This window comes from Providencia sp. PROV272, assembly GCF_049901975.1.
Lineage (GTDB): Bacteria > Pseudomonadota > Gammaproteobacteria > Enterobacterales > Enterobacteriaceae > Providencia > Providencia stuartii.
On sequence record NZ_CP096291.1, the window covers coordinates 2208042 to 2232268 of the forward strand.

General features: G+C 36.3%; 23 protein-coding genes. 14 read left to right on the forward strand and 9 right to left on the reverse strand.

Annotated features, from left to right (window positions below; translation table 11 throughout):
* The first annotated feature begins 206 nt into the window (after positions 1-206).
* Positions 207-1037 carry a glycerophosphodiester phosphodiesterase gene (locus tag M1E93_RS10030; protein WP_004919992.1) on the forward strand — a complete coding sequence of 277 codons (831 nt, stop codon included), beginning with the start codon at positions 207-209 and terminating at the stop codon, positions 1035-1037.
* Positions 1038-1059: 22 nt separating this feature from the next.
* On the forward strand, positions 1060-2169 hold the full coding sequence (locus M1E93_RS10035; protein ID WP_004919995.1) for an ROK family transcriptional regulator: 1110 nt from the start codon (positions 1060-1062) through the stop codon (positions 2167-2169).
* A gap of 193 nt (positions 2170-2362) precedes the next feature.
* Here the strand turns inward: M1E93_RS10035 and M1E93_RS10040 are convergent, their stop codons facing one another.
* From M1E93_RS10040 to M1E93_RS10065, 6 genes are all read right to left on the reverse strand, one after another.
* The gene (locus M1E93_RS10040; protein WP_158660884.1) at positions 2363-4291 is read right to left on the reverse strand and encodes a glycerophosphodiester phosphodiesterase family protein; all 1929 of its coding nucleotides are present in this window, start codon (positions 4289-4291) and stop codon (positions 2363-2365) included.
* Between the two features lie 139 nt (positions 4292-4430).
* On the reverse strand, positions 4431-4811 hold the full coding sequence (locus M1E93_RS10045; RefSeq protein WP_104873498.1) for a hypothetical protein: 381 nt from the start codon (positions 4809-4811) through the stop codon (positions 4431-4433).
* 90 nt (positions 4812-4901) lie between these two features.
* Positions 4902-5438 (reverse strand): tail fiber protein, encoded by a 537-nt coding sequence (locus tag M1E93_RS10050; protein ID WP_102780530.1) that lies wholly within the window; start codon positions 5436-5438, stop codon positions 4902-4904.
* Between the two features lie 909 nt (positions 5439-6347).
* Positions 6348-6887 (reverse strand): hypothetical protein, encoded by a 540-nt coding sequence (locus M1E93_RS10055; RefSeq protein WP_004920003.1) that lies wholly within the window; start codon positions 6885-6887, stop codon positions 6348-6350.
* 334 nt (positions 6888-7221) lie between these two features.
* Positions 7222-7647, reverse strand: coding sequence for a hypothetical protein (locus M1E93_RS10060; RefSeq protein WP_231405848.1), 426 nt, complete (start codon positions 7645-7647; stop codon positions 7222-7224).
* A gap of 222 nt (positions 7648-7869) precedes the next feature.
* Complete coding sequence (locus M1E93_RS10065) at positions 7870-8319, reverse strand: NUDIX hydrolase (protein ID WP_102780529.1); 450 nt, start codon at positions 8317-8319, stop codon at positions 7870-7872.
* Between the two features lie 340 nt (positions 8320-8659).
* Between M1E93_RS10065 and M1E93_RS10070 the strand changes: the two genes are divergently transcribed.
* The 8 genes from M1E93_RS10070 (at position 8660) to M1E93_RS10105 (ending at position 15827) form a co-directional block, all read left to right on the forward strand.
* Complete coding sequence (locus tag M1E93_RS10070) at positions 8660-9202, forward strand: dihydrofolate reductase family protein (RefSeq protein WP_004920011.1); 543 nt, start codon at positions 8660-8662, stop codon at positions 9200-9202.
* A gap of 1267 nt (positions 9203-10469) precedes the next feature.
* The gene (locus tag M1E93_RS10075; RefSeq protein WP_004920016.1) at positions 10470-10712 is read left to right on the forward strand and encodes a hypothetical protein; all 243 of its coding nucleotides are present in this window, start codon (positions 10470-10472) and stop codon (positions 10710-10712) included.
* 127 nt (positions 10713-10839) lie between these two features.
* The gene (locus tag M1E93_RS10080) at positions 10840-11010 is read left to right on the forward strand and encodes a hypothetical protein (protein ID WP_164456934.1); all 171 of its coding nucleotides are present in this window, start codon (positions 10840-10842) and stop codon (positions 11008-11010) included.
* A 144-nt stretch (positions 11011-11154) separates the two neighbouring features.
* Complete coding sequence (locus tag M1E93_RS10085) at positions 11155-11325, forward strand: hypothetical protein (protein ID WP_004920027.1); 171 nt, start codon at positions 11155-11157, stop codon at positions 11323-11325.
* Between the two features lie 145 nt (positions 11326-11470).
* Positions 11471-11698, forward strand: a complete 228-nt coding sequence (locus M1E93_RS10090; RefSeq protein ID WP_014656024.1) for a hypothetical protein — start codon at positions 11471-11473, stop codon at positions 11696-11698.
* 72 nt (positions 11699-11770) lie between these two features.
* Positions 11771-13045, forward strand: a complete 1275-nt coding sequence (locus M1E93_RS10095; RefSeq protein ID WP_237683270.1) for an HlyD family secretion protein — start codon at positions 11771-11773, stop codon at positions 13043-13045.
* Between the two features lies 1 nt (position 13046).
* A complete protein-coding gene (locus M1E93_RS10100; RefSeq protein WP_426206858.1) occupies positions 13047-15197 on the forward strand; it encodes a peptidase domain-containing ABC transporter in 2151 nt (716 codons plus the stop codon).
* Between the two features lie 264 nt (positions 15198-15461).
* Positions 15462-15827, forward strand: coding sequence for an AAA family ATPase (locus tag M1E93_RS10105; RefSeq protein ID WP_426206859.1), 366 nt, complete (start codon positions 15462-15464; stop codon positions 15825-15827).
* Here M1E93_RS10105 and M1E93_RS10110 read toward each other — a convergent pair.
* Complete coding sequence (locus M1E93_RS10110; RefSeq protein WP_140035165.1) at positions 15824-16771, reverse strand: IS30 family transposase; 948 nt, start codon at positions 16769-16771, stop codon at positions 15824-15826. The genes M1E93_RS10105 and M1E93_RS10110 overlap by 4 nt on opposite strands.
* Positions 16772-17067: 296 nt before the next feature.
* Here M1E93_RS10110 and M1E93_RS10115 point away from each other — a divergent pair, with 296 nt between their 5' ends.
* A complete protein-coding gene (locus tag M1E93_RS10115; protein ID WP_036940268.1) occupies positions 17068-18225 on the forward strand; it encodes an iron-containing alcohol dehydrogenase in 1158 nt (385 codons plus the stop codon).
* A gap of 48 nt (positions 18226-18273) precedes the next feature.
* A complete protein-coding gene (gene yghU / locus M1E93_RS10120) occupies positions 18274-19113 on the forward strand; it encodes a glutathione-dependent disulfide-bond oxidoreductase (protein WP_004919841.1) in 840 nt (279 codons plus the stop codon).
* 61 nt (positions 19114-19174) lie between these two features.
* On the opposite strand, the gene M1E93_RS10125 is transcribed toward yghU, so the two are convergent.
* Positions 19175-20596 carry an MFS transporter gene (locus M1E93_RS10125; protein WP_060561015.1) on the reverse strand — a complete coding sequence of 474 codons (1422 nt, stop codon included), beginning with the start codon at positions 20594-20596 and terminating at the stop codon, positions 19175-19177.
* 99 nt (positions 20597-20695) lie between these two features.
* On the opposite strand from M1E93_RS10125, the gene M1E93_RS10130 reads away from it, so the two are divergent.
* Positions 20696-21481 (forward strand): helix-turn-helix transcriptional regulator, encoded by a 786-nt coding sequence (locus M1E93_RS10130; protein ID WP_014658367.1) that lies wholly within the window; start codon positions 20696-20698, stop codon positions 21479-21481.
* Between the two features lie 305 nt (positions 21482-21786).
* Positions 21787-22980, forward strand: coding sequence for an efflux MFS transporter YdeE (gene ydeE / locus M1E93_RS10135; protein ID WP_014658366.1), 1194 nt, complete (start codon positions 21787-21789; stop codon positions 22978-22980).
* A gap of 33 nt (positions 22981-23013) precedes the next feature.
* Here ydeE and M1E93_RS10140 read toward each other — a convergent pair whose 3' ends face one another.
* Positions 23014-24165 (reverse strand): MFS transporter, encoded by a 1152-nt coding sequence (locus M1E93_RS10140; RefSeq protein WP_104873483.1) that lies wholly within the window; start codon positions 24163-24165, stop codon positions 23014-23016.
* Positions 24166-24227: the final 62 nt, after the last annotated feature.

Below are 24227 nucleotides of genomic sequence, written 5' to 3' on the forward strand. Positions count from 1 at the left end.
TCGAAATAATTTCTTATTAAATTTACATATTAAATGTTATATTAATGTGATTTAGCTCATCAAAATAAAACAAAAGTAGAAATTTAATTTTAACCCTATTGAAATCAACTATATACATGGCGCATGTAAAGTTAAAGACTTAAATGTTATTTTACATATTAAATTTAAATGATAAACTTAATCGAAAATAAATTGAGGGTTTTATCATGGATTTTGAATTTCATAGAGCAAAAGAAGGTGTTGTTTTAGCAAACAGTCACCGAGGGTATGCCAGCAAATACCCTGAAAACACCATGCCTGCATTCATTGGTGCATTGGAAGCTGGTACACATTGCATTGAGATAGATATTCACTTAACCGTAGATAATCAAATCGTGGTTACTCATGACCATCGTATAGATAGAGTCTCAACAGGAACGGGTTTTGTTGAGGAGATGACGTACACACAACTGTCTCGGTATGATTTCGGCGTAAAATTTAATAACAAGTTTGAAGGCACAAAAATACCGCTACTGAAAGATGTTATAAAATGGGCTGTGGCCAATCAGGTTGGATTGATTGTTGAAGTTAAGCAGCGGCGTAGAGTTGATGAATTTATTGAACATCTAGTCGACGTCTTAAGTTCAGTTCCGAATGCGATATCACACATTCAATTACTTGGATTTAATCACGTATTAATCAACAAAGTAAAAGAAAAGATACCGCAATTAGCATTGCAGGTTGTCACTATTGAGCGATACAATGACCAATTAGCTGCCGTTTCTGCCTCAAATGCAAGTTGTGTTTGTGTGGAATATGAGTATACACATATCGACGATTTGAGAGCATATAAGGCGGCGGGGTTGGGTGTACGGCTGTACTTGCATGAAAATAAAAACGGCATCGCCCCTTTAGAGCAATATCTACTTAAATTTGGCTGTGACTGTCGTGCTGAAATCATTGAATGGCTTCAAGAAGGCCTTATTGACATTCTCAGTCATGATGATATTCCGTATTTACAATCTTTAATTGAGGATGCAGGGCTACAATGGAATTAATTTATAGTATCGGAAGTTGTCAATGACAGATAAACCAGAAGTATTGGACCTAAAGCCAACTCAACGGTTACTACTGGAATTAATTCGCAGGTACGGACCGATTTCCCGGGCCGAGTTAGCTAAATTATCCAACTTAACACCTGGCGCGATAACACAACAATGTCGTGAGCTCATTTTTTCTGGGTTAATTGTTGAAGGTGAGAAGAATATTGGACAAAGAGGCCAACCTTCTCTTCCTCTAAAACTAAATCCCGGAGGAGCTTGCTCAATTGGCGTCTCCTTTAGTTCTGGTTTTATTGATCTTGCGCTTGTTGATTTTTGTGGAAAAAAAATTTTCAGCACATCAGAAGTACATCTAGAAAACCAACCTCTCATAGCCACTCTTGACCAAATTAAGAAAATGGTTAATAGCACGCTAAAAAAATTGAAGCTTCAACATGCCAGGATCCTTGGCGTAGGATATGCTGTACCCGGCTTCGTGAAATCAGATGGAAAAAAAAGACAATGCGTTACTTGGCTAAAAAGCTGGCGCGATGCCGATCTGCAAGCTGAATTTCAGGCTAACCTCCCTTGGCCGACTTGGGTTGAGAATAACGCTAATGCTGCTGCTATTGGAGAATTGTACTCAGGTCAGTGGAATCAATACCGAGACTTAACCGTATTAGAACTAGGATATGGTATAGGTGCAGGGATTATTGCAGATCATAAATTACTGACGGGCGGCTTTAGAAATGCTGGCGAAGTTGGTATGGCCTTTCCTACTGGAACCCATCGGCCATCTTATAAAGATTTGCTCGGCACTCTCAGTGCTGCGGGTTACGATGAAAAGGAATTGCTTGGTCTTATAAAGAAAAAAGATATAGTTATAGAGACTTGGTATCAACGGTCATTAAAACAACTTGAAGACACTGTTTTAGGATGCCTTCAATGGTTAGACCCACAACTTATCATAATTGGCGGAGCAATGCCGAAAGAGATAACTTCTCGCTTTGCAGAAGATATCACGGATTGGTTGCAGTATCGTCTTGATCCGGAAAGACCTATGGTTAAAGTAGTTCATTCATCAATAGGTTCAGAGAGTGCCTCGCTTGGTGCTGCCATGCTATCTCTATATCAAATAATTAACCAATGATTGAAGTGCCTCAATGTGTAAAAACGAGCATCTAATCTATATAGGCAAGGTTTTATAGACTTTATACGGGGTATCAGTTTAGCGACAAATCGCTGATTACCACAGTGCCTTTTGAATCACTGACGCACGACAGAATAATCTGGCAGGTACCAGTATAAATAACCGGTAACTACCAGAGCAGCTTAAGCACAAATTAATTATTACTTGGTGCAAGTTCGATTAGCCATTTGTTCCAATTATTTTCATCTAATTGTTGAGTTGTACGTATTTTCCCATAAAACAAATCATAGTAAATTGAGTGGTTAAATAAATACAAATATTCATTTGGTTGATTTGGTGATAGCGGATTATCAACGTAGTACATTGCTTGTAAATGACCTTTCATATCCTGTTTAAATAATGTGGCTTTATTTTCTGGGTCGCAATCAGTTCCCCAACTTGCATCGTTGTAAAAACCACTTATTTGTAAGCAATGTGGTGTGTCTGAAATAGGAGAATATTGAGCTGAATATATTTGTATTAAGCTGCCATAGCGAGGCGAATCAACTACCTTTGTGATCAAACTATCACTATAACCTGCATTTTCCGCATTAAAATTACCACATTGATATACCCATGCATATTTCTCTTCATGAGTTGAAGAGTCTGTATATAGGCAAGTTTGCCCTCCCCACCACACTGAAGACTCTCCATTCCACGCTTTTATGTTAACAACAGTAGATTTACTGACATTAAATTCAGGGTGAAAATCCCAAGACAGCGTTGAATGCATATTTTTTGTGGGTGGAATTAGAATTGGCATAGCAACTCTATCTAGCACCTGATTTTTAGCATAATATTCATCTATAGTATCAGTATCATCAGCAGTGATCATATTGACACCAATAGAACGATTCCAGTCTAATATATGTCTATAATCATAATTTTCACGAATAACAACTCCGGGAAAAACATCAAAAACACCTAACCTGTCTGCTAAATCATAACAGCAGGCTGAGTTATTTTGAAAATATGCTTTTATAATATTAATGTTGCCAACAGTATCCGGTATAACATTGGGAACCGTAATGCCGGTTATGACGCCAGGACGCCAGAGAATATAGTCAGGAACGGGGACAAAAGCACCTAATGGCTTCTTATAAAACTTAATAATAGCAACCATTCTAGCCATTGTAGCTTCATTTGTATTTGATATGTCTAGATTTGCAGGAGCAATGTATTTACCTTGATAAATACTATCTTTTTCAATTACGGATTTAAAATCAGTTGAGTCTTTGATTACAACTTCGATATTAGGCACTATAGTTTCTTTTGCATTTGACCACAATGCTACGGCTCTACTTGCATTATCACGATAATCCGCTCCATTGATTGGGTCAATTTTCGGTCCCTCATTGATTCGTTTTGCGGCTATAGGACTGATAACAGGATTGGCCATTATTTCTTCTTTAATATTGTTTTCATTTAACATAGCGAACCAATCATTCGGTGTTGGATATTCAGCCATATTAAATTTAACAATGACTCTTTTTACCAGAGAAGGTTCTCGTAAAGATACTCTATAAATAGCCATTGCTGTTGGAGTTATTGCTGCCGCATCTTTAACTTCTAGATAAATGAGTGATTGTCCATTTTTATCGAGATAATTATGCAGCATTTCATCAACTGTAGGTACTGTATAATTTGTTTTTTCACGTGTAATCGTGAGTAGTTTTTTTTGTTGCAGTTCATCTAATGTTAAACTTTTAAGTTCTGGATTTGGTCCTGTATTCAGTAACGGGTCGTAGTCTTTCTCTAACATTTTACCTATATTAATATCATGAAAAACCACAAGTTCATTATCCTTTGTCAATCTCACATCCGTTTCTATTGCTGCCCGGCAATTCTGATAAGACCTTTCGAAAGCCCCAAGGCTATTTTCGGGAATATTTGTTGTAAAATCGCCTCGATGCCGCACTGTAATAACGGAGTTATTATTAGCAATGACGCTTAATTGATAATACTGAGTCTCCCAGGATGGACAATCTGCGCTAGCACTATTGATATAAACAAAAATCATAAATATTATAGATGCTAGAGTGTTAAATTTTTTTAAGAATATACTTGGTGTTTTTTTATCCACACTCACCCCCAATAAGGCAATTTTAAATTTAAATTTATGAAGCGGTTTTATATACCAAATCAATAATAAAATACGTCCTTGTAATTTTAGAGACGGATATTAAGAAAACTAAAAATTAATAATTGATTTTTATTGACTATTACTTGGTGTTTACTTCAATAGCCATCAGACTTAACTTAGCATTTGCACTATAAGACTCATTACAGGCAGTAATAATACCTGATTGTGTTGAAGAAAAGAAAATATCACTAACAAAACTACATACTACATTTGAATCATTATCAGTATAATAAACGATATTTTCTGTATTAGATATTTTATCAGTAACTATAAATCTACAACCTATTACTGATTGGTTATTGACACTTAGGTATCCATATTTGAAATTTTCAAGTGGTTTGTTAAAGTTAAATTCTTTTATTTGCTTTATGTCACACACACCATTAGACGCAAGAGATGTATAAGAGAATAAAGAATTAAAAACAAAAATGGTATATAAGAAATATTTTCCCCTACCCATAAAAACCCCTTTTTGTTATTTTAGATTGAAGACGTCATTATCTTACTGGCGTATCACATTAAAAATTTAAAGTGACTTTTCATATAAATATTATTTTGCACCACCAACATAAATAATATAGGCCATAATAGTGTAAGGCGGAATGACATTTACATTATGCTCATGCTCTCCTGAAGTTAAACTGAGCTTATGAGAGTGTGATTTTCCAGAGCCGGTATGTCCGGAGTCAGTGTACCAAACACGTCCATTATCTTTGCTACAATAAATTTGCCAATATCCATTAGCGGTAATTTCATTATTAATTGAATATTTTGAAACTGCAGATTGTGACAGGCTTAAACCAAGGTCGTGGGTGTGTGACGGGATCTGCTCCACAGTTAGAGATGTATCACCTGTATTCCCAGTAATGCTAACAGTAGAAGTTGATGTATCAACCATAATTTGTTTAGTAGTTTGATTTCCTGATAATTCACGTGAATTAGATAAATTACAATCATCTAATTTACCACCTAAAACAAATCTATCTATAAGATTAGGTGTGTTATTATTCCCATCGCATAACAACCATCCATTCGGTATAGAGCTTCCATAAAAAAGTATAATTGTACCAATAGGTAAATTAACCATATAACACCTCTTATTTAGTTACATTATTTTTAGCGTAAGATATTTCATTACCATGTGTTTAAATTAAAAATTATCGATATAGCCTCTTTAAATAAAAAACATTAATCAATCCAAAACTATAGAGTTAATGATTTTGGAAAATAAAATTTTATATCATATACACTATACGCTCATCAATTAGCATATATAAAAATATTTTTGGTGGTTACTTATTATTATTGTGTATTTTTCTTATTTTACAAATTAAAAGGTCAAAAAAAATTATTCGTTGAATATTAGCTATTAATTGATGATTACTTTTTTAAAAGCAATCTTAATTTGAAAGAAATAAAGCCAATTAAACCATTTAATAATGAACATTCCATAACGATATAGGTTTAATTGCTCAATGGAACTAAAATTCGCTATGTATTCAATGTGTGGTTTTTCATGATAAGGGAGTATAAACGGGAAGCCCAAAAATTTTATGGACGGTTTATGGTAACTTTACTCCTGTGAAAATATCATTCTAAGTTATTGCAACTTAAAGCAACTACCGTCAATCGCTTAGAGTATGAAGTTGCAGTCAATATTCCTATTTCAATAAATATCACAAAATAAGCGTTTGTAAATAATTCTGTTTATTTATCCTTCAACAAATGAAACCGTTTAGATAGCCTCATGAATACATGTTTTGCTTTCCCTAATGTTTTGATTATTTATTATTCGTCACAAAATAAATTTGTCTGAATACCGATAAGGTCTTCTCATCGATACTCTTTCCTGCATTATCGGGGGGATGCAAAGTAGGAAGGCACTGTAGCATTTTACTTGTTCTTTCATGTTTACTGACAGGGTGTAATGCCATTCAGCATAACTATAAACTTCTCATGTTACTCAATGCTCAGCGCCCTTCTTTAAATGAAAGAACTAATTTTTCCAGCCTAAACTCTTTTTCTTCATTCTTTTAAATTCGTTCCGCACATTTTCAATTATATTTATTTGCCCTTTTGTCGGCTCACCCTCTAACATGATGACTTTCTCCAATAATGATAGGAATGTCTCAACCATTGCGGGCGTAAACTGAGTAATACTTAATTTCAGTATATGAGGGATACTTTGATCAAAGTTTATTTCATTATGTACAAGGTGTGATGATGAAGAAAACAAATCCACCGCATCTTGAGTTTCTAGATTAAAATTCTCTATAAACAGGTTAATAACCGTTTGTTTTTGTTCACGGGATATTTCACCTTCCTGCTTCAATGCACCAACAATAATGACCGCAGCGGCTTCCGTTGCCGTCGACAAATTATAGATTGGTTTTACCCCATATTGTTTTTGCCACTTTCTCCGTCGGGCCCAAGTAAATGGATTAAAGGAATTAAGGTCTACACCTGAGTTTTGTAATGAATGTAGCGCCCATACAAGCGCAGCTAATGCTGAAATTGCTGCTATAATAATATGCATACTAAGACCTATCCGATATCCTTATGACTTTGTTGTTCAATTTATCTTAAATTAGATGCAATAAAAAAGGGATGATGCTTAATGGAATGGGTTCACAAGTTAAGCTCTTTTTCTTCATAAGTCAAATTATTATGGGCAGAAAAATGTGAGGTAAAAGTAACGAAATTAAATCAAAAAATATACACAATATTCACACACTGTTTGTTAATCGATTTTTTAGACCAAATTTTGTCTACATGTGAAGTGTACGTTCTTCGTCTGTATGTCCAGACTAGCTTGACTGCAGTTCGACACCACCTGCCTTGTTGAAGATTTACTTGCGGCTACTTTAGTACTAGTAGCCGGTATTTATTTCATGGAAAACAATTGTGCTGTCTTTGTTTTCGATAAAATAATATATGTACTGCTCAATACCGTTATCATAAGTTATCGTTAATCTGAGTTTATTAGGTGGTAACCACTTGTAAATTACCTCGACATTTTCAGTCTGATACTCAACATTATTTTTAGGCAACTGGTTTTTAAGTCGCTCTTGACGATATAGATTAGCTTTGTACGTTGTATAAATCTGTGCAATTTTTTGGCCTTTAAACTCGCAGAGATATTGATAACTTCCGTTAAAGACCAAATCTTCACTCATATTTAGGCAGGATTCATAGAAATTTTTTGATTCAGTGCTTAATTCATGATTTGAGGCATACCCATTACTTATTACGGCTAACGACACTAACACCCCTACTTGGATGATCAACTTCTGCATCATTATCTCCTTATTTTCCTTCTTAATTATCTCGTAGTTTAACCATGTTAAGAAATGCAGAATTAAATGTTTACAAAGCGAAGAGCTTTACTTTTTTGATATGATAAAGATGAATAAATTACATTGATCTACAGATGACAGCTTTCACGCTCTCTAATCTACCACTGTATGGTGATGGTATGCTGAAAGCCATACAGGGGCGAACAAATTAAATATTAGCTGTCAATTATCAAAATTATTAGAGATTAACGTTGTAATATCATTAGGATATATTATTTCGTTGCTCCGGGTTAGTTCATCTAACTCCCACCAATAGTAGCGACTAATAACAGATTTTTCGTTATTAGACCATCCATTAGTGTGGATCTCTTCTTCATTGGAAAAGACGATAAAAAAGCGCTCTTTTGCTAGCACCGTTTCGCCACTGGGAAGTGTCATTTCAAAAGTTCTTTGTGAAACACATTTTCCAATATTATCCCTGATAATGCCGGTTTCTTCTTTCAGCTCTCTGATAGCCGCTTGTTCAAAAGATTCACCATGCTCAACACCACCACCTGGCGTTGCCCAGTATGATCTGCCAGCTAAAGCATCGTTCGTATGAACAAAGCGAAATAGTAATACTTGTCTAGACGAATTAATAATCAGTAATCGGGATGAACACCGAACACGCATAGCTGATATGACCATAGTGAGTTAATAAGATATCACAGCTTAAACAAATAGTTATGAATGTAAAGCGAAATCAATCGAGATAACGGAATGGTTTGTTTATAAAAAATAACTATCATTTTAGCTTTATTAACGAGTGGGCTTGACATAAGAAAAGCGACATTAGTCATAATACTACTAAACAAGCCTGAGATTTCAATAATACATCTTCTATGTGGTTCTTTAAGTGCTCTATTGTGACATTATGGATCCATTCGCATTGATGTAATGCTAAAAAATGAGATACTGACAAATAGAAAAACTTTCACTGATTTAACTATTTTATTTTTCAGGAAGCTACTATATGCATCGTAACATCATTTATATTGCAACGAGCCTAGATGGTTATATAGCAGATGCAAATAACCAATTAGATTGGTTATTCTCTATCCCTAACCCAGGTCAAAACGATATGGGCTTTTCGGATTTTATGCAAAGAATTGATGCTGTTGTTATGGGTCGAACGACTTTTGAAACTGTATGTGGTTTTGATGGAGAGTGGCCATATGATAAACCAGTGTTTGTCTTGTCGAACTCAATCAGAGAAATACCAGTAAAACTCATAGGGAAAGCTGTTCATTTAGTGCGTGGCGAGATTAAAGATGTAATAAGCTCAATACACTGCGCTGGGTTTAAAACGCTTTATATTGACGGAGGTTCTGTTGCGAAACAGTGTTTGGCAGAAGATTTAATTGATGAAATGATAATCACTATTGTCCCAATTCTGTTAGGTGATGGAATACCTTTATTTGGTAATATGAAAAAACCGCTACAGTTTATTCATGTTAAATCAGAGCGTTATTTTGACTATATGGTTAAGAATACTTGGCACCGCCAGAGAAAATAATTTTGTCAATGTCGCTTTACATATTCGAATTAGAACTATCTTTATTTTTCTGTCGAATACTCGATGTGTACGGCAAAGTCCTCATCATTTATGAAAAATGAAAACAGTGAATTTGTCTGTATGTCTGTTATGCGCCACTTCTTGGTTTGTTGAGGATGTGATTAAATATCATAGAACATTAGAGAGTTATATCTCAGTGCTTTTTGACGCAAAATTTACCCTTGATGCCTTAAAAGAGCCAAAAGTCATAGACTCAGCTCTGACAGAAAAGCGGGAAATAGCTATTTTTAACTGCGAGTGCCCGCTTAATTTTAAGTGCATATCATTAATTTTGAATGCCATACCTTTCACTTGAAAACTCGAGAGTTTCTAATTTTTAAGGCGAAAATAAGCCTCTCATCAGAGGCTTTTCTATTTCTCGGAAACAACAGCGCTTTAGCACATGATAATCACGCTAAATAAACTGAACCATAAGAACTAGAGCAATGGCAGCATGATCACAAAAGCAATTTCAAGCACTGTATTAAAAATAGCGAGTTGTAAAACTAATCGAAGAAACAAGGGGTAGCTTCATTTTTTATTTAATATTACTAGTCGTACAAACTATCCTTTGTTACTGTTTTATTCCAATTTAATATATAAAAAAAATTTTTTATATTGAAAGTGACATTTTTAAATTGGAATTATAGGAAAGGCAACACATTAAGTAATATTCTTTTTTACAACGCGAGTCATTACCCCCCTACTTTCTTGATAGAATAATAACATCAAGAAAAATAATAGCTTTCCATAATACACACCTATGTGAAAGACAGTTTTTTTGAAGCGCAGTAAACTATAACCCCATCCGAAATATCAAAAATTACATATCGTAATTATTCACTTAATGTATCCGTTTATTTTCTAGCTATATGCTGATTTTGATATAATATAACTATATATAAACAATCAATCATTTATTTAATCATTAATATGAAAATGAAAATTCGAGTAATATAATAAATATCGAAAGATTATTTATTATAAAAATAATTATATCTTTCATATGTATACTAAATTTAATGAATAAAAACATATAAAAAACAATCGATTGATAGAATAAGTGTTTATACCTATTAAGATTTTTCTTATTCCAGCAATGATTCACTTATTTAATTATTAACGCGGTTAAATTGTGCATTAAAATTTAACTAAGCAGAAAATGAGTTTTTAAAGTATTAAAGATTCATATTTCATTTTAACTTTACAAATAATATGAGAGGATTTTATGAAAGTATTAACACTAAAAGAAGTTAAGTTAGTTTCTGGTGGTACTTTTAATATCTGCAAACCATCTATTAGTAATGTTCAACCTATAACTCAACCTACTGTTTCGGCTACTACAGTGCCATCAGTAAGTGTTTCAGTGCCAAAAGTAACAGGCTCTTCAATATCAACGAGTAAAATTAGTTGGTCCTATAATATTGATGCTTCTGGTAGCACTGTTAACTCTATCAGTATCACGTTTTAAACCTAAGTAAAATAAAGCAACTATTCAACTTGCTTTATTTAAAAAGAATGAGATGTAGCTAAATAATGGACAAAATTTAGCTAACAAATCATAAATTTTAATTTTATATCAATATGAGAGAAATATCATGAAAGAATTAACATTGAAAGAAGTTAAATTAGTATCTGGCGGCACTTCTAATGCTCAAGCTCCTGCTCCTGCTCCAGTAGTAAAAGGCGCAACAGTACCTGGCATTTATGGATCTTATAACTTTAGTGCTATTGGTAATAATAACAGTACCTTCAACGTTACGTACTAAGTATTAAGTCTTAAACCTAAAGGAAAATAAAGCAGCTATTCAACTTGCTTTATTTAAAAAGAATGAGATGTGGCTAAATAATGGACTAAAATTTAGCTAAACAAATCATAAATTTTAATTTTATATCAATATGAGAGAAATATCATGAAAGAATTAACATTGAAAGAAGTTAAATTAGTATCTGGTGGCACTTCTAATGCTCAAGCTCCTGCCCCTGCTCCAGTAGTAAAAGACGCAACAGTACCTGGCATTTATGGTTCTTATAACTTTAATGCTATTGGTAATAAAAACAATATTTTTAACATTACGTACTAAGCATTAAGTTTTAAACCTAAAGGAAAATAAAGCAGCTACTTAACTTGCTTTATTTAAAAAAGAATGAGATGTGGCTAAATAACGGACGAAAATTTAGCTAAACAAATCATAAATTTTAATTTTATATCAATATGAGAGAAATATCATGAAAGAATTAACATTGAAAGAAGTTAAATTAGTATCTGGCGGCACTTTTAATCTCTGCAAGCCACCTGTTACAACTACACCAAAAGTTAGTGTTCAACCCTCTGTTCCAGCTCCAGCCCCAACTCCAGTGGTAAAAGGGGTAACAGTAACCACCACTGTCATTAAAGATTCCTATAATTTTAATGCTATTGGTAACAATGGTAGTACTTTTAACGTTACTTACTAAGTATTAGTTATTAAGTATTAAATACTAATAGAGCGGCTATATCAGTCGCTCTATTTTAAATAGAGGGTGATTATGAATGGTATATTTAGAGAAGAAGCATTAGAGTATAAAAAAAGTCGATGGACAGGTAAAGCTCTAATTATCTCAAAAATCCCATTGTTATTTTATATTGTAATATCAGTTTTTTTTATTTCTATAGCATTATTTATGTTTTTGTTCCTAGATATTACTAGGAAAGAAACGGTTATTGGTGAGGTAATATCAAAGAAACAACCTGTAAATATATCCGTAACGCAACAAAGTATTGTTATTAAAAAATTTGTTAATGTCGGTGATTATGTAAAAAAAGGACAAAAAATATATCAACTAGATATTAGCAAGGTAACAAAAAATGGGAATCTAGGTGTTAACACAGTTAACTCCATTAATTATCAAGTGGAAAAAATTGATGATATAATTAAAAAGACAATAGATAGCAAAGAAATGACAAAAAAGAATATAGAAACACAAATAAATTTATATAAGAAGTCTAATATTCAAAATAAAGACATGGAACTCGCTATTTTAAAAAGTCTCAATGAAGCTAAATTGAGTTTAGATAATTATAGGATTTATTTGAAAAAAGGAATGATTAATAAAGAACAATTAACAAATCAAAGTAACATATTTTATCAGCAGCAAGTGGCTTATCAGGGTATAAGAAACCAAATAAATCAAGACTCTTTAATGATATCAAACTTAGAAAATGACTTAAAGATAAAGATGGCTGATTTTGATACTCAAATATATAAGTATGAATCTCAAAAAATAGATCTTCAAAAGCAGTTATCTGAAGCAAATGCAAATAATACTTTATTTATTCTGTCACCAATTGATGGTTTTATTGATACTTTAAATGTTAATGAGGGGCAGCTTATTGACCCTGGAGAAAATATCATAAAAATAATTAGAAGCGATGAATCAGGGTATCAATTGATTTTATGGGTTCCAAGTAGTAGCGTCCCCTATTTAAATGTAAAGGACAAAATAAAAATACGCTATGAATCTTTTCCTTACCAAAAATTTGGACAGTTTTCAGGAAGTATATCTATGATATCAAAATTACCCATTTCAAAAAATGAAATGTTATTATATTCCAGCTCACCAGTAAATTTACAAAGCTCTTTTAATACATCTTTTTACAAAGTAATAGTTGAATTAGATAATCAAAGCATAAAATATAAAAATAAAAAATTGTATTTATCCAACGGTTTAAAGGCTGAAGCTATATTATTTTTAGAAAAACGGCCTCTTTATCAATGGGTGACATCATCGTATTATGACTCTAGCGTTTCTGAAGGTAAATAGCATGGTAGATATTAATTTTGTTTTAGATAGATTAGATCTTAAATTCAAACGAAGAATACCTAATATTATTCAATCTGAATCATCAGAGTGTGGCTTGGCCTGTATAGCCATGATCTGCAGATACTATGGAATGGAAATAGATTTGGTTAATCTAAGAAGAGAATTTGGGATTTCATCTCAAGGAGCAACACTTCAAAGCTTAATTGAAGCTTTGATAAATTTAAATTTAAAAACAAGAGCATTATCAATTGATATTGATGAATTAAACTTAATGAAGAAACCCTGTATACTGCATTGGAATATGAATCATTTTGTTGTATTAATCGCAATTAGGAATAACAAATTCATTATTCAAGATCCAGCGATAGGTAAAAGAACAATCAATATTAATGAGTTTTCAAATAGTTTTTCCGGTGTAGCCATGGAAGTGTGGCCTGACAGTAACTTTAAGAAAGTAAAAAAGATTTCCAGGTTAAATATAAGGACATTGTTAAACAACATAACGAACTTTCCTTCATCACTATTAAAAGTATTGTGCTTATCATTTTTAATTGAGGGACTAAATATTGCATTTCCTATAGGAACCCAGTTAATCATGGACCATGTTGTAATATCTAGTGACTATAGCCTACTGGCACTAGTGATACTTGGTTTGTTTGTTTTCACATTACTCAATGCTGCGTTGAGATTTGTTCGGGCATGGGTTTCTTTATTTATAGATACATTGGTCAATGTTCAATGGAAAATAAGCTTTTTTGATTACTTAATGAAATTGCCCCTTGACTTTTTCGAAAAAAGAAAAGTTGGGGATATCCAGTCACGATTAGAATCATTAGATTCACTACGTAATACTCTAATAAACAATATTATTAATGGAATAGTTGATGGAGTAATGGTCATAGGGCTTTTTATAATGATGACCTTGTATGGCTCAAAGCTAGTCTTAATTGTTATGGGATTTACCCTATTATACATTTCACTAAGAGTTTTAATGTATAATAAATATATTAGATACGCTGAAGAATATATTGTTAAGAGTGCAGAAGCGAATTCCCATTTTACAGAGACAATTTATGGTATTGCCTCTATAAAATCATTAGGTCTAAGTCTATCCAGATCAAAGAATTGGTTAAACTTAAATATTGAAGCCATTAATTCGAATATTAAAAATACAAAACTAAGCATGTTTTTTTATGGGGCGAACTCACTAATATCATCTATAGATCATATCATTATCTTATGGATTGGTTCACTAATGGTAATGGATAACTTAATATCATTAGGGATGTTTGTTGCTTTTAATATTTATCGAAGTCAGTTTTCAGAGAGAGCTGCGAACTTAATAAATATGCTATTGGAAATAAAGATGCTAACTCTTCACTGTGATAGAGTATCAGATGTAATTTTTACAGATACTGAAAATTACCAGCCCAAAAACGCGTTGATTTTACCCAATAAAAGCATGGATATCCGCATTGATAAGATATCATTTAAGTATGATGTTCACTCAATGGAAATTTTCTCTAATTTAAGTTTTTCTGTAAAGGCTGGTGAGAGTGTGGCCATTGTAGGCCCTTCCGGTATGGGGAAAACAACTTTAATGAAGGTTATGTCTGGATTGCTAAGCCCTACAAGTGGAAATATTTATATAAACGATATAAATGTAGATACGATAGGATTAAATAATTATAGAGACAGAATAGCATGTGTTTTGCAAGATGATAAGCTATTTTCTGGCACTATAGCAGAAAACATATCCAGTTTTGAGAGTGTTAAAGATGATAAAAGAATAGTTGAATGCGCTATTTTATCTAATATACATGAAGAAATCATGAAAATGCCGATGGGATATGAAACGATGTTAAGCGAATTAGGTGGTAGTTTATCTGGAGGACAAAAGCAAAGACTAATGATAGCTAGAGCATTATATAAACAACCGAGCATATTATTTTTAGATGAGGCGACAAGTCATTTAGATTTAAAAAATGAAGCTTATATCAATCAATCTATCTCATCATTAAAAATAACTAGAATCATAATTGCTCATCGGGAATCAACAATCGCTAGTGTAGATCGGGTACTTAACCCCTGGGAGGCTATAGCAAAGTTAGAAAGAAGGAGTCAAAGAGACGTTTCGAAAATTAATGATTGATTTTATCCGTTGAACGGGAGAGATAACGTCTCAAAAAATCTCATAACTGCGTTATTAGTTATGATGATTAATTAATCGAATATAATCTTCATTGGGTTGAAAAATGAGCTCTAGCTATGATTTTCTAAAATATTATTGATATGAATTGTTATCTACATGATTGATAAACATGGCAATTTATCACCAATAATAGGCTTAATGACTGACTTTTATTTTCAGCTCATCCAGTGGCAATTTTTTATCAAAAAACCGAATATTTAAAAAATGAAAATTTGTATTATTGGCCCTTCAGGGGCAGGAAAAACAACGGTAGCAACTCAATTAGCAAAAGAACTCTCTTTGCCAGTGTATGAATTTGATGCTATTTATTGGGATATGACAGGAAATGAATACCGTAAAAACTCAGAAGAATTCATTAAATCTCAGATTGAAATGATTTTAAGTACTGATAGATGGATTATTGAGGGAGCGTATGATAAGCGTCTTTACCCTTTTCTTCTCGAATGTTCCATTATTTTTAGGATGAATGTGCCTTATTACTTACGTGCTATTCGTTTAGCCAACCGATTTTTAATCAGTACAATTATGCGAAAAAAGCCTGGCGGATTCAAGTCCGAAGTGCAACGCTAAGCCGCCTTTCTTAGCTCCGCAAACACCACCGAAGGTTGTCTGAACCCCAGACACTTGCGTGGCCTGCTGTTCAACGCTCCCTGATAGCGTTGTAAGTCTTCTTCTGTCACTGTCCGCAGGTCTGTTCCTTTCGGGATAAACTGTCTTAACAACCCATTCGTATTCTCGTTCAGCCCACGCTCATGCGAGGCATACGGATGGGCAAAGTACGTATCTGCGTTCAGTGCTTCTGCTATCGCCTTGTGCTCACTAAACTCTAGACCGTTATCGAACGTTATTGTGTGACATACATCCTGATACTCACTCAGCAGTGAGATAATGGCCTTACTGACTTCCACCGCATCCTTTGAAAACACCTTTTTTGTCAGGTAAATACGGCTTTTGCGTTCTGCCAGTGTCACGATAGCACCAGTGCCCTGTTTACCCTGCACCAAATCGGCCTCCCAGTCCCCCAGACGGCTACGGTCATCGACGACTGACGGCCGTAGCTCAATGGATACCGCATCAGGGATGCGCCCTCGTTTCTGCCCGTAGCCCTTACGATATCGCCGTTTGCCCTGCCTAAGATGCCTGTACAACTCGCCACCGCTACGCTTATCCGCATAGATATACTGGTAAATCCATTCATGGCTGACGCTAAGACCAATAATGCTGCCAATTGCACTTATTTGCTCAGGACTCCACTTCCACTCCAGAGCAAATATCACGAAATCTATGGTCTGCTGAGGAATTGTCCTTTTGGCAGATGACAGCCGCCTATCACAGCACTTCTGGTGTGCCTGTTGTGGGTTATAACCAGTATCTGAAGTGTTACGCCTCAGTTCACGGGAGACCGTGGACTTGCTTACACCGATACGGATACCTATCTCATGGCAGGATAAATTATCCTCACGCAGTATCGATATCTGGTATCGTTGTCCTTCGGTTAGTTGCTGATACTTCATACTTACTCGCTCATCTTTGGTCGGAAGAGCAGGATAGCTTATCAGTAGCTAACCGTCCTTCCATCTAACATGACCGAGCGTTGCACTTATTATCTGAATTCGCGACATTTGATTTCAAAATCAATTATTTAATTGTTTAAAATGACATATAGAGATAATACAAAGCCAAATTATGCATGTATAATATAGTTATGTTAGTTAATGTATTCTCATTATCTCGTCGTCCTTTACCCCGCTTGTCAGCACGATATGACAAGCAAAGAACGTCTCTTTCAATTCTGAAATAAGGTCTATATATGAACAATTTCGAATTTTATAACCCAACACGTATTGTATTTGGTAAAGGGAAAATTGCTGAATTGAATAGATTGGTCCCCAAAGAGGCTAAAGTTCTAATTCTTTTTGGTGGTGAAAGTGCACGTAAAACAGGAACATTAGACGAAGTAGAACAAGCATTGGGTGAGCGTGAAGTTGGTCTATTCGGCGGTATTGAGGCGAACCCTCGCTATGAAACTTTAATCAAAGCGGTAGATAAAATTCACCAAGAAGGCTACAACTATCTGCTCGCAGTTGGTGGTGGCTCAGTCATTGATGGCACCAAATTTGTTGCTGCGGCAGTTAATTTTGAGGGTGACCTCTGGGAAATTTTGACCAGTGGTGGAACCAAAGTAACATCCGCCTTACCCTTTGGCACCGTATTGACGCTCCCTGCCACAGGCTCCGAAATGAATAAAGGCTCAGTGATCACCCGTGAAGCGACGCAATCTAAACGCGCCTTTATGCATGACAGCCTCTATCCACAATTTTCTATTTTAGATCCTGTAAAAACCTTTACGCTGCCACCACGTCAAATCAGCAATGGTGTTGTTGACGCGTTTGTTCATGTAATGGAACAATATTTAACTTATCCTACTCATGCTTATGTACAAGATGCATTTGCAGAAGGTTTATTAAAAACGCTAATTGATATTGGGCCAAAAGCGTTAGCTACTCCGCATGACTATGATTTACGTGCAAGCTTAATGTGGACAGCCACTTTGGCACTAAATGGCCTTATCGGCGCGGGTGTACCACAAGACTGGTCGACACATATGTTAGGCCATGAGATTACAGCGCTATACGGCTTAGATCATGCTCAAACGCTAGCGATAGTCTTACCTTCTATGTTGAAGGAAAAATTACCGCAGAAACAAGCTAAACTGGTTCAATATGCTCAGCAAGTATGGGGGATCAACGAAGGGTCTGAGGAGCAAAAAGCTCTGCAAGCTATTGAGCTAACAAGAGCATTTTTTGAGCGCATGGATGTCAAAACGCGTTTTAGCGATTATAACCTCAATGACGACGTGATTGATCCTCTTATTGAAAGTTTGACCCAAAATGGAATGACGGCACTGGGTGAGCATCATGATATTACGCCTGAAGTCAGTCGCCGAGTTTATGTAGCATCTCTATAATAAACCCCGCTCCCACCCTTGTGGTGGGATCACTAACTGGAGGTAAAAATGGATAATTCAACTTATACCCCACCGAAAGTCTGGCAATGGGAACAAGGTAATGGCGGACAGTTTGCAAATATCAATCGACCAGTATCAGGTGCGACGCATGAAAAAGAGCTACCGATTGGTAAACATCCCCTACAGCTTTACTCTTTAGGAACACCTAACGGGCAAAAAGTCACCATCATGTTAGAGGAATTACTCGAGCTGGGTATAAAAGAAGCCGAATATGATGCTTGGCTGATCAATATCAGAGAAGGTGATCAATTTAGCTCAGGTTTTGTCGAAATTAACCCTAACTCTAAAATTCCAGCATTAGTTGACCGAAGTGGCGAAAAACCTATCCGTGTTTTTGAGTCCGGTTCAATTTTGACTTATTTAGCTGAAAAATTTTCAGCATTCCTACCAACCACCCAACCGGAAAGAGCAGAAACCCTCTCTTGGCTCTTTTGGCAAATGGGTTCAGCGCCTTTTGTTGGCGGTGGATTTGGTCATTTTTACACCTATGCACCAGAAAAATTTGAATACCCCATCAATCGATTTGCGATGGAAACCAAGCGTCAACTTGATGTATTAGACCAGCGTTTAGCCAATAACCACTATATTGCAGGCGAACACTACTCTATTGCGGATATGGCAATCTGGCCATGGTATGGCGCGTTAGTCAAAGGCTGGTTATATGATGCTGATGAATTCCTCAGTACTCACGAATATCAACACCTAAACCGTTGGGCTGACGAAATTTATGCACGCCCAGCGGTACAACGAGGGCGTCGAGTTAACCGTTTACATGGCGACCCCGCACAACAAGTCCGCGAACGCCATGATGCAAGTGATCTTCGATAGCGCGTTTTAACCTGTATGACTTTATTAAGAGCCTTATGCGATTTGTATAAGGCTCTTTTATTTATACGCAGGATGAAATGGTCAGCGTGGGCGTTCGGCGAGTGATCATTAGCAATAAAATTGCAGAGCATATCGCCATGCAAAAGTTAAAACCTAACCCGAAGCTGACCGCATTTTTAAGTTGTTCAAAGGGAAATTGAGCCGAAAAGTGAGTTAATCCGTACTGCATCATCACAGAAACCATAGTGGCACCTATCGCGGCTCCGACTTGCTGCAATGTTGCAGTAAAGCCTGAAGCTTGTCCCGCTATCTGAACACTCACTTTAGCAAGAACTAAATTTAGCATCGGTGTCATGATCATACCTTGTGTAAACCCCACAAGGAATAAAACCGGCGTCAACCATAGTGCTGAGCTATTCGATGAAAACCAATATAGCATCACAAGTAACAGCATATAGCTTAAGCCATAAAATAGCGCGCCCCAAAATATTGTTCTTTCACCATAGCGATTAACCCAAAGAGGGGTGATTACCGATGAAATTACAAATCCAATGCTAGAAGGTACAAAAATCATACCTGACAAAAACGCGCTTAAGCCGATCCCTTTTTGCAGTAATAGAGATAACATTAAAGGGAAAGCGGAAGATGTTGCATAAACACTCATTACTACCAGTAATCCAATAACAAAGGGGCGATTACGCAGAATTTGCATACTGAATAATGGCGCTTTTCCTTGTTTCTCTAATCGGATTTCATAATAAGCAAAGATGGCCAACAGTAAGCCCCCACTGCTGAGTAATAGGCTACTTGTATTTAACCAACCCCATACGGGTAACATAAGCAATGGCAATAAAACACAGCAGATCCCTAAACCTGATAATATGACGCCACACCAATCAAGATTAATGCGGCATTTTTCTCCTTCGAGTAAAAAACGCGATAATGCGATAGCCAGTATGCCTATCGGTAAATTCACTAAAAAAATTGTCCGCCAACTCAAGTTAAATAGATCTAACGTGATCAGCCACCCTCCTAAAGCTTGCCCAGCAATAGCAGCGAGTCCTAAGCTCATTCCCAAATAGCCAAATGCTTTTTTCGCCTGTAACGGATTAAAATTGACACGGAGACTGGCATACACTTGGGGAAACAGTAATGCAGCAGATAGCCCTTGAAAAAATCTTGCGACCACCAGCAAGGTTGCTGTCGGTGCGAATGCACAAAATAAAGATGTGAGCGTAAAGCATGCCATACCCACGCGGTATAAGCATTTTTTACCGTAAATGTCTCCTAACCGACCTCCTGTAATGAGTAATAAACCAAAGGCTAATTCATAACCGACTATAATTAATGTTAGCTCAGTCAAATTGGCATTTAACGAATGCTGAATAGTCACAATGGCAACATTAACCACAAATAGATCAAAAATTGTTACGAACCCCGCCAATATTAATACAAAAAGAGCGATATGCTGATGTCGATTCATGATGTTCTCATTTATCTAGCCGAATAAAATGAGGACTATAAAGAATCCGTTATCATGGTACAATTTAACCATTTATACTATTACTAAAGGCAATAGGCTATGAAAGCGATGCAACGAATGCGCCCTGAGCTGGCTGAGTTTTTAAAGCAAAAACGGGAAAGTATTTCACCAGAAGAAGTCGGCCTACCGCGAACGACAAGGCGCAGGACTCCGGGGCTTCGTCGTGAAGAAGTTGCTGCTTTAGCTGGGGTTGGTTTGACTTGGTACACATGGCTTGAACAAGGTCGTGATATTGGCGTTTCGACGCAATTCCTTGATAATTTATCAGCCGCGTTACATTTAAATAGCGCTGAGCGTCAACACCTTTATTTGTTAACCCATAACCGCGAGCCGATAGCAACAGGTAATACCGAGCATCGTGTTCCTTCGGCTATTTCCCGCATGATCAGCGATTTTCCTGATCATTATCTCTGCTATGTGCTCAACTTGCACTGGGATGTGCTTGCTTATAATACTCGGGCCGATCACTATTTTCATTTTTCGGATGCGCAACCGTATTATTGCAATTTCCTCTATCTTCTATTTATGGATCCTCGCTACCAAGAACGCTTCGTTAATTGGCAACTTGTTGCCCAACAACTACTGGCCAGTTTTCGCCGTGATTATGCTCGCACCAAGAACAACCCCAATATTAAAAAAATGATTAACGCCCTGCTGGAACAATCAACTTTATTTAGCCAACTTTGGCATAAGCATGAAATTTACCAACCTTGTACAGGTATTCGTGAAATTGCTTATCAAGGTAAAGTGGAAAATTATGATTACTCTTCTTTGACATTTGATATTGAAAAAGGTAATCGGTTATTAGTCTACATTCCGAAATAACCTGATTGTTGTGAAATTATTGAAGCCGCTTTTCTGTATCATGTCAGTGATGACGCTGGGCGATACTGTAACATAGGCTTAAAGCCAAAAATAATAGCGTAATCCTCTATAAAGGTACTGCTATTCCTTCTATTGCCTATTTAAAAAACCCTAATCCTAGATAAGAGTTATCCAATATCTTGTTTTTATCTTTTTCAGCCTTTGTACTGACTCAGCCATTCCCTGTTATCACAAAATTCGGTAATTTATCTATTTAACAGAGAGTGCTACAACTCAATAACAATTATAACGTTAGGTCGTGGGTCATGTTGTCTAAATCAAATATTTCAAATAGCGCTTTACTCTGCTCTTCATTGCTATTAACCATTGGACGTGGAGCAACCTTGCCATTTATGGCGATTTACCTGACACGAGAATACCAAATGGCTATTGATATTGTGGGGATTGCAATGTCTCTTGCCTTAACTATCGGTGTCTTATTTAGTATGGGCTTTGGTATTTTGGCAGATAAAGTCGATAAGAAACGCTGTATGCTAATCGCTATTATTGCGTTTATTTTGGGCTTTATTGCAATTCCACTCTCAAGTCATGCCGTGCTTGTGGTTATTTTCTTCTCGTTAATAAATTGCTCTTATTCCGTCTTTTCAACCGTACTAAAAGGTTATTTTTCAGATACTCTTCCTCTTTCTATTAAAGCAAAGGTATTTTCCCTTAATTACACATTTTTGAATATCGGTTGGACCATCGGCCCGCCTCTTGGAACATGGTTATTGATGTATAACATCAATCTGCCATTTTGGTTAGCGGCAATTTCAGCGTCAATACCCGTTTTCTTTATTCAACACTTTGTACAAAGTGTGAAACCTGCTCCCCACCAAGAAGGCCAAAAGCGCTTATGGAACCCCGCTGCGATGCTACATGACAGAGCATTAGCATGGTTTATTTTGTCCACTTTTCTTGGCTCGCTGGTATTTGGCACCTTCACAACGTGGATATCTCAATATGTTATTACTGTATCCAACAGCGAGTTTGCACAAGCCGTCATCGGGGTCGTGCTTCCCATGAATGCAGTGGTTGTGGTTACTTTGCAATATATGGTAGGTAAACGCCTTACACCAGATAACCTTAAGCGTTATATGACGTTAGGTACTCTCTTTTTTGTCGGTGGCCTTGCCACATTTATGGAAGCTGACGAAAACTTATACTTATGGGCGCTAGGATCCTTTATTTTTACTCTCGGTGAGCTGATCTATGCGCCCGGTGAGTACATGTTGATTGATAATATTGCGCCGGAAGGCATGAAATCGAGCTATTTTTCGGCTCAAGCCCTTGGCTTGCTTGGCGGTGCATTCAACCCGATGCTTACAGGGGTCGTGCTCACAGAGCTTCCCCCTAAAGCCATTTTTATTATTTTAATGTTCTTCACGGTATTAGCTTGGATGAGCATGCTCAAAGGTATGAACGTCAGCAAACAACGACAAATCTTACAAACTCAGTAGGTACGAAGGGGGAAGCCAACTCGCGCTTCCTCATTATTGACTCGACCGAATATCTAATACACTCAGCACAATGGCAATGGTCAGCATTAGCATAATGATCATACTCATGGTAACCAGCCCATGGTAGCTCAATACCCATGATAAAAGTGGCAGCATAGAAAACAGTACAATGTTATTAAAACTTTCCGAAACGGCTAATACTTGACCTTTGTTTTCGCCACTGCGCATCGCAACCATGGTGGTACTCAATGGCGCAGCCATCCCCAAAAAACCGCCCCAAATAACTAAACATGCTGTGTGTACCACCAGTGGAACATACGCTAAAACAAATGTGAGTACCGCCACTGCCATCAGAGAGATGACTAATAACAATCGTTGGCTATCATTTGATAAAAAATGATAGAGCCGACCGACTAATAGATTTCCGATAAATAACCCCACTCCAAACGCAGCAACGACAACACCGATTAGCGCGCTATCAATTGAAAATTTCAGTCTGAGTACCTCTCCTGACAATAAGAAAACACTGACCGCAGTGCCGTTCCATATTGCTTTAGCACTAATAAAACGAACTATTTTTATATCCTGTAGCCACTGGAATCCCCCTTGTTTTCTCACGTCTTGATGAGGCTTTGAAGGTGGCAATATTTTACAGGCACAAAACCATACGATAAGACTTCCTACTGTTGTCATAATAAAGGGCGCGTACCATGTTAAATACTCTGTTAATACGCCTGCTAACACAGGCCCTGATACGATCCCTATCGTCATACCAACCATCACCATCCCCATCGCTGTGGATTGCTGACGCGCTGGGAAGATATCTGCAATTAAAGCAAAAATGGTGGGTACTATCGCCGCCGACGCTAAGCCACCACAAATACGGAAGAACATTGCGATAGTGAAGTTCGGAGAAACAATGATAGCTAGGCTATCTATCGCAAATAGAAACATGGCTACTAACAATAACTTTCGCCGATCGATGCGATCAGAAAAATAACCTATCACTGGTGCTGTAACCGCATAAGTCAGCGCATAAGCTGAAATTAGCCATGATGCTTGTGCGCTACTGACCGAAAAAACCTCAGCCAGCGGTGTTAATGTTGCAGATAACATAAATTCAGTAGTACCCACTAGGTAAACCGCCGTAGCAAGTACCCATAATAAGTAACGATATGGTTGCATAATAATTCTCTTGAATAATAGACAGCCCTTCCGTGAACACAAGGTCACAGATAGGTGTTAAG

Bases quoted from the DNA above. Each gene is read 5' to 3' on its own strand.
- yghU (WP_004919841.1), top strand. From the start codon at position 18,274: ATGGATAATTCAACTTATACCCCACCGAAAGTCTGGCAATGGGAACAA.
- M1E93_RS10045 (WP_104873498.1), bottom strand. From the start codon at position 4,811: ATGGGTAGGGGAAAATATTTCTTATATACCATTTTTGTTTTTAATTCT.
- M1E93_RS10095 (WP_237683270.1), top strand. From the start codon at position 11,771: ATGAATGGTATATTTAGAGAAGAAGCATTAGAGTATAAAAAAAGTCGA.
- M1E93_RS10090 (WP_014656024.1), top strand. From the start codon at position 11,471: ATGAAAGAATTAACATTGAAAGAAGTTAAATTAGTATCTGGCGGCACT.
- M1E93_RS10105 (WP_426206859.1), top strand. From the start codon at position 15,462: ATGAAAATTTGTATTATTGGCCCTTCAGGGGCAGGAAAAACAACGGTA.
- M1E93_RS10080 (WP_164456934.1), top strand. From the start codon at position 10,840: ATGAAAGAATTAACATTGAAAGAAGTTAAATTAGTATCTGGCGGCACT.
- M1E93_RS10115 (WP_036940268.1), top strand. From the start codon at position 17,068: ATGAACAATTTCGAATTTTATAACCCAACACGTATTGTATTTGGTAAA.
- M1E93_RS10070 (WP_004920011.1), top strand. From the start codon at position 8,660: ATGCATCGTAACATCATTTATATTGCAACGAGCCTAGATGGTTATATA.
- M1E93_RS10085 (WP_004920027.1), top strand. From the start codon at position 11,155: ATGAAAGAATTAACATTGAAAGAAGTTAAATTAGTATCTGGTGGCACT.
- M1E93_RS10110 (WP_140035165.1), bottom strand. From the start codon at position 16,771: ATGAAGTATCAGCAACTAACCGAAGGACAACGATACCAGATATCGATA.
- M1E93_RS10140 (WP_104873483.1), bottom strand. From the start codon at position 24,165: ATGCAACCATATCGTTACTTATTATGGGTACTTGCTACGGCGGTTTAC.
- M1E93_RS10130 (WP_014658367.1), top strand. From the start codon at position 20,696: ATGAAAGCGATGCAACGAATGCGCCCTGAGCTGGCTGAGTTTTTAAAG.
- M1E93_RS10035 (WP_004919995.1), top strand. From the start codon at position 1,060: ATGACAGATAAACCAGAAGTATTGGACCTAAAGCCAACTCAACGGTTA.
- M1E93_RS10055 (WP_004920003.1), bottom strand. From the start codon at position 6,887: ATGCATATTATTATAGCAGCAATTTCAGCATTAGCTGCGCTTGTATGG.
- M1E93_RS10100 (WP_426206858.1), top strand. From the start codon at position 13,047: ATGGTAGATATTAATTTTGTTTTAGATAGATTAGATCTTAAATTCAAA.
- M1E93_RS10065 (WP_102780529.1), bottom strand. From the start codon at position 8,319: ATGCGTGTTCGGTGTTCATCCCGATTACTGATTATTAATTCGTCTAGA.
- M1E93_RS10075 (WP_004920016.1), top strand. From the start codon at position 10,470: ATGAAAGTATTAACACTAAAAGAAGTTAAGTTAGTTTCTGGTGGTACT.
- M1E93_RS10125 (WP_060561015.1), bottom strand. From the start codon at position 20,596: ATGAATCGACATCAGCATATCGCTCTTTTTGTATTAATATTGGCGGGG.
- M1E93_RS10050 (WP_102780530.1), bottom strand. From the start codon at position 5,438: ATGGTTAATTTACCTATTGGTACAATTATACTTTTTTATGGAAGCTCT.
- M1E93_RS10060 (WP_231405848.1), bottom strand. From the start codon at position 7,647: ATGCAGAAGTTGATCATCCAAGTAGGGGTGTTAGTGTCGTTAGCCGTA.
- ydeE (WP_014658366.1), top strand. From the start codon at position 21,787: ATGTTGTCTAAATCAAATATTTCAAATAGCGCTTTACTCTGCTCTTCA.
- M1E93_RS10030 (WP_004919992.1), top strand. From the start codon at position 207: ATGGATTTTGAATTTCATAGAGCAAAAGAAGGTGTTGTTTTAGCAAAC.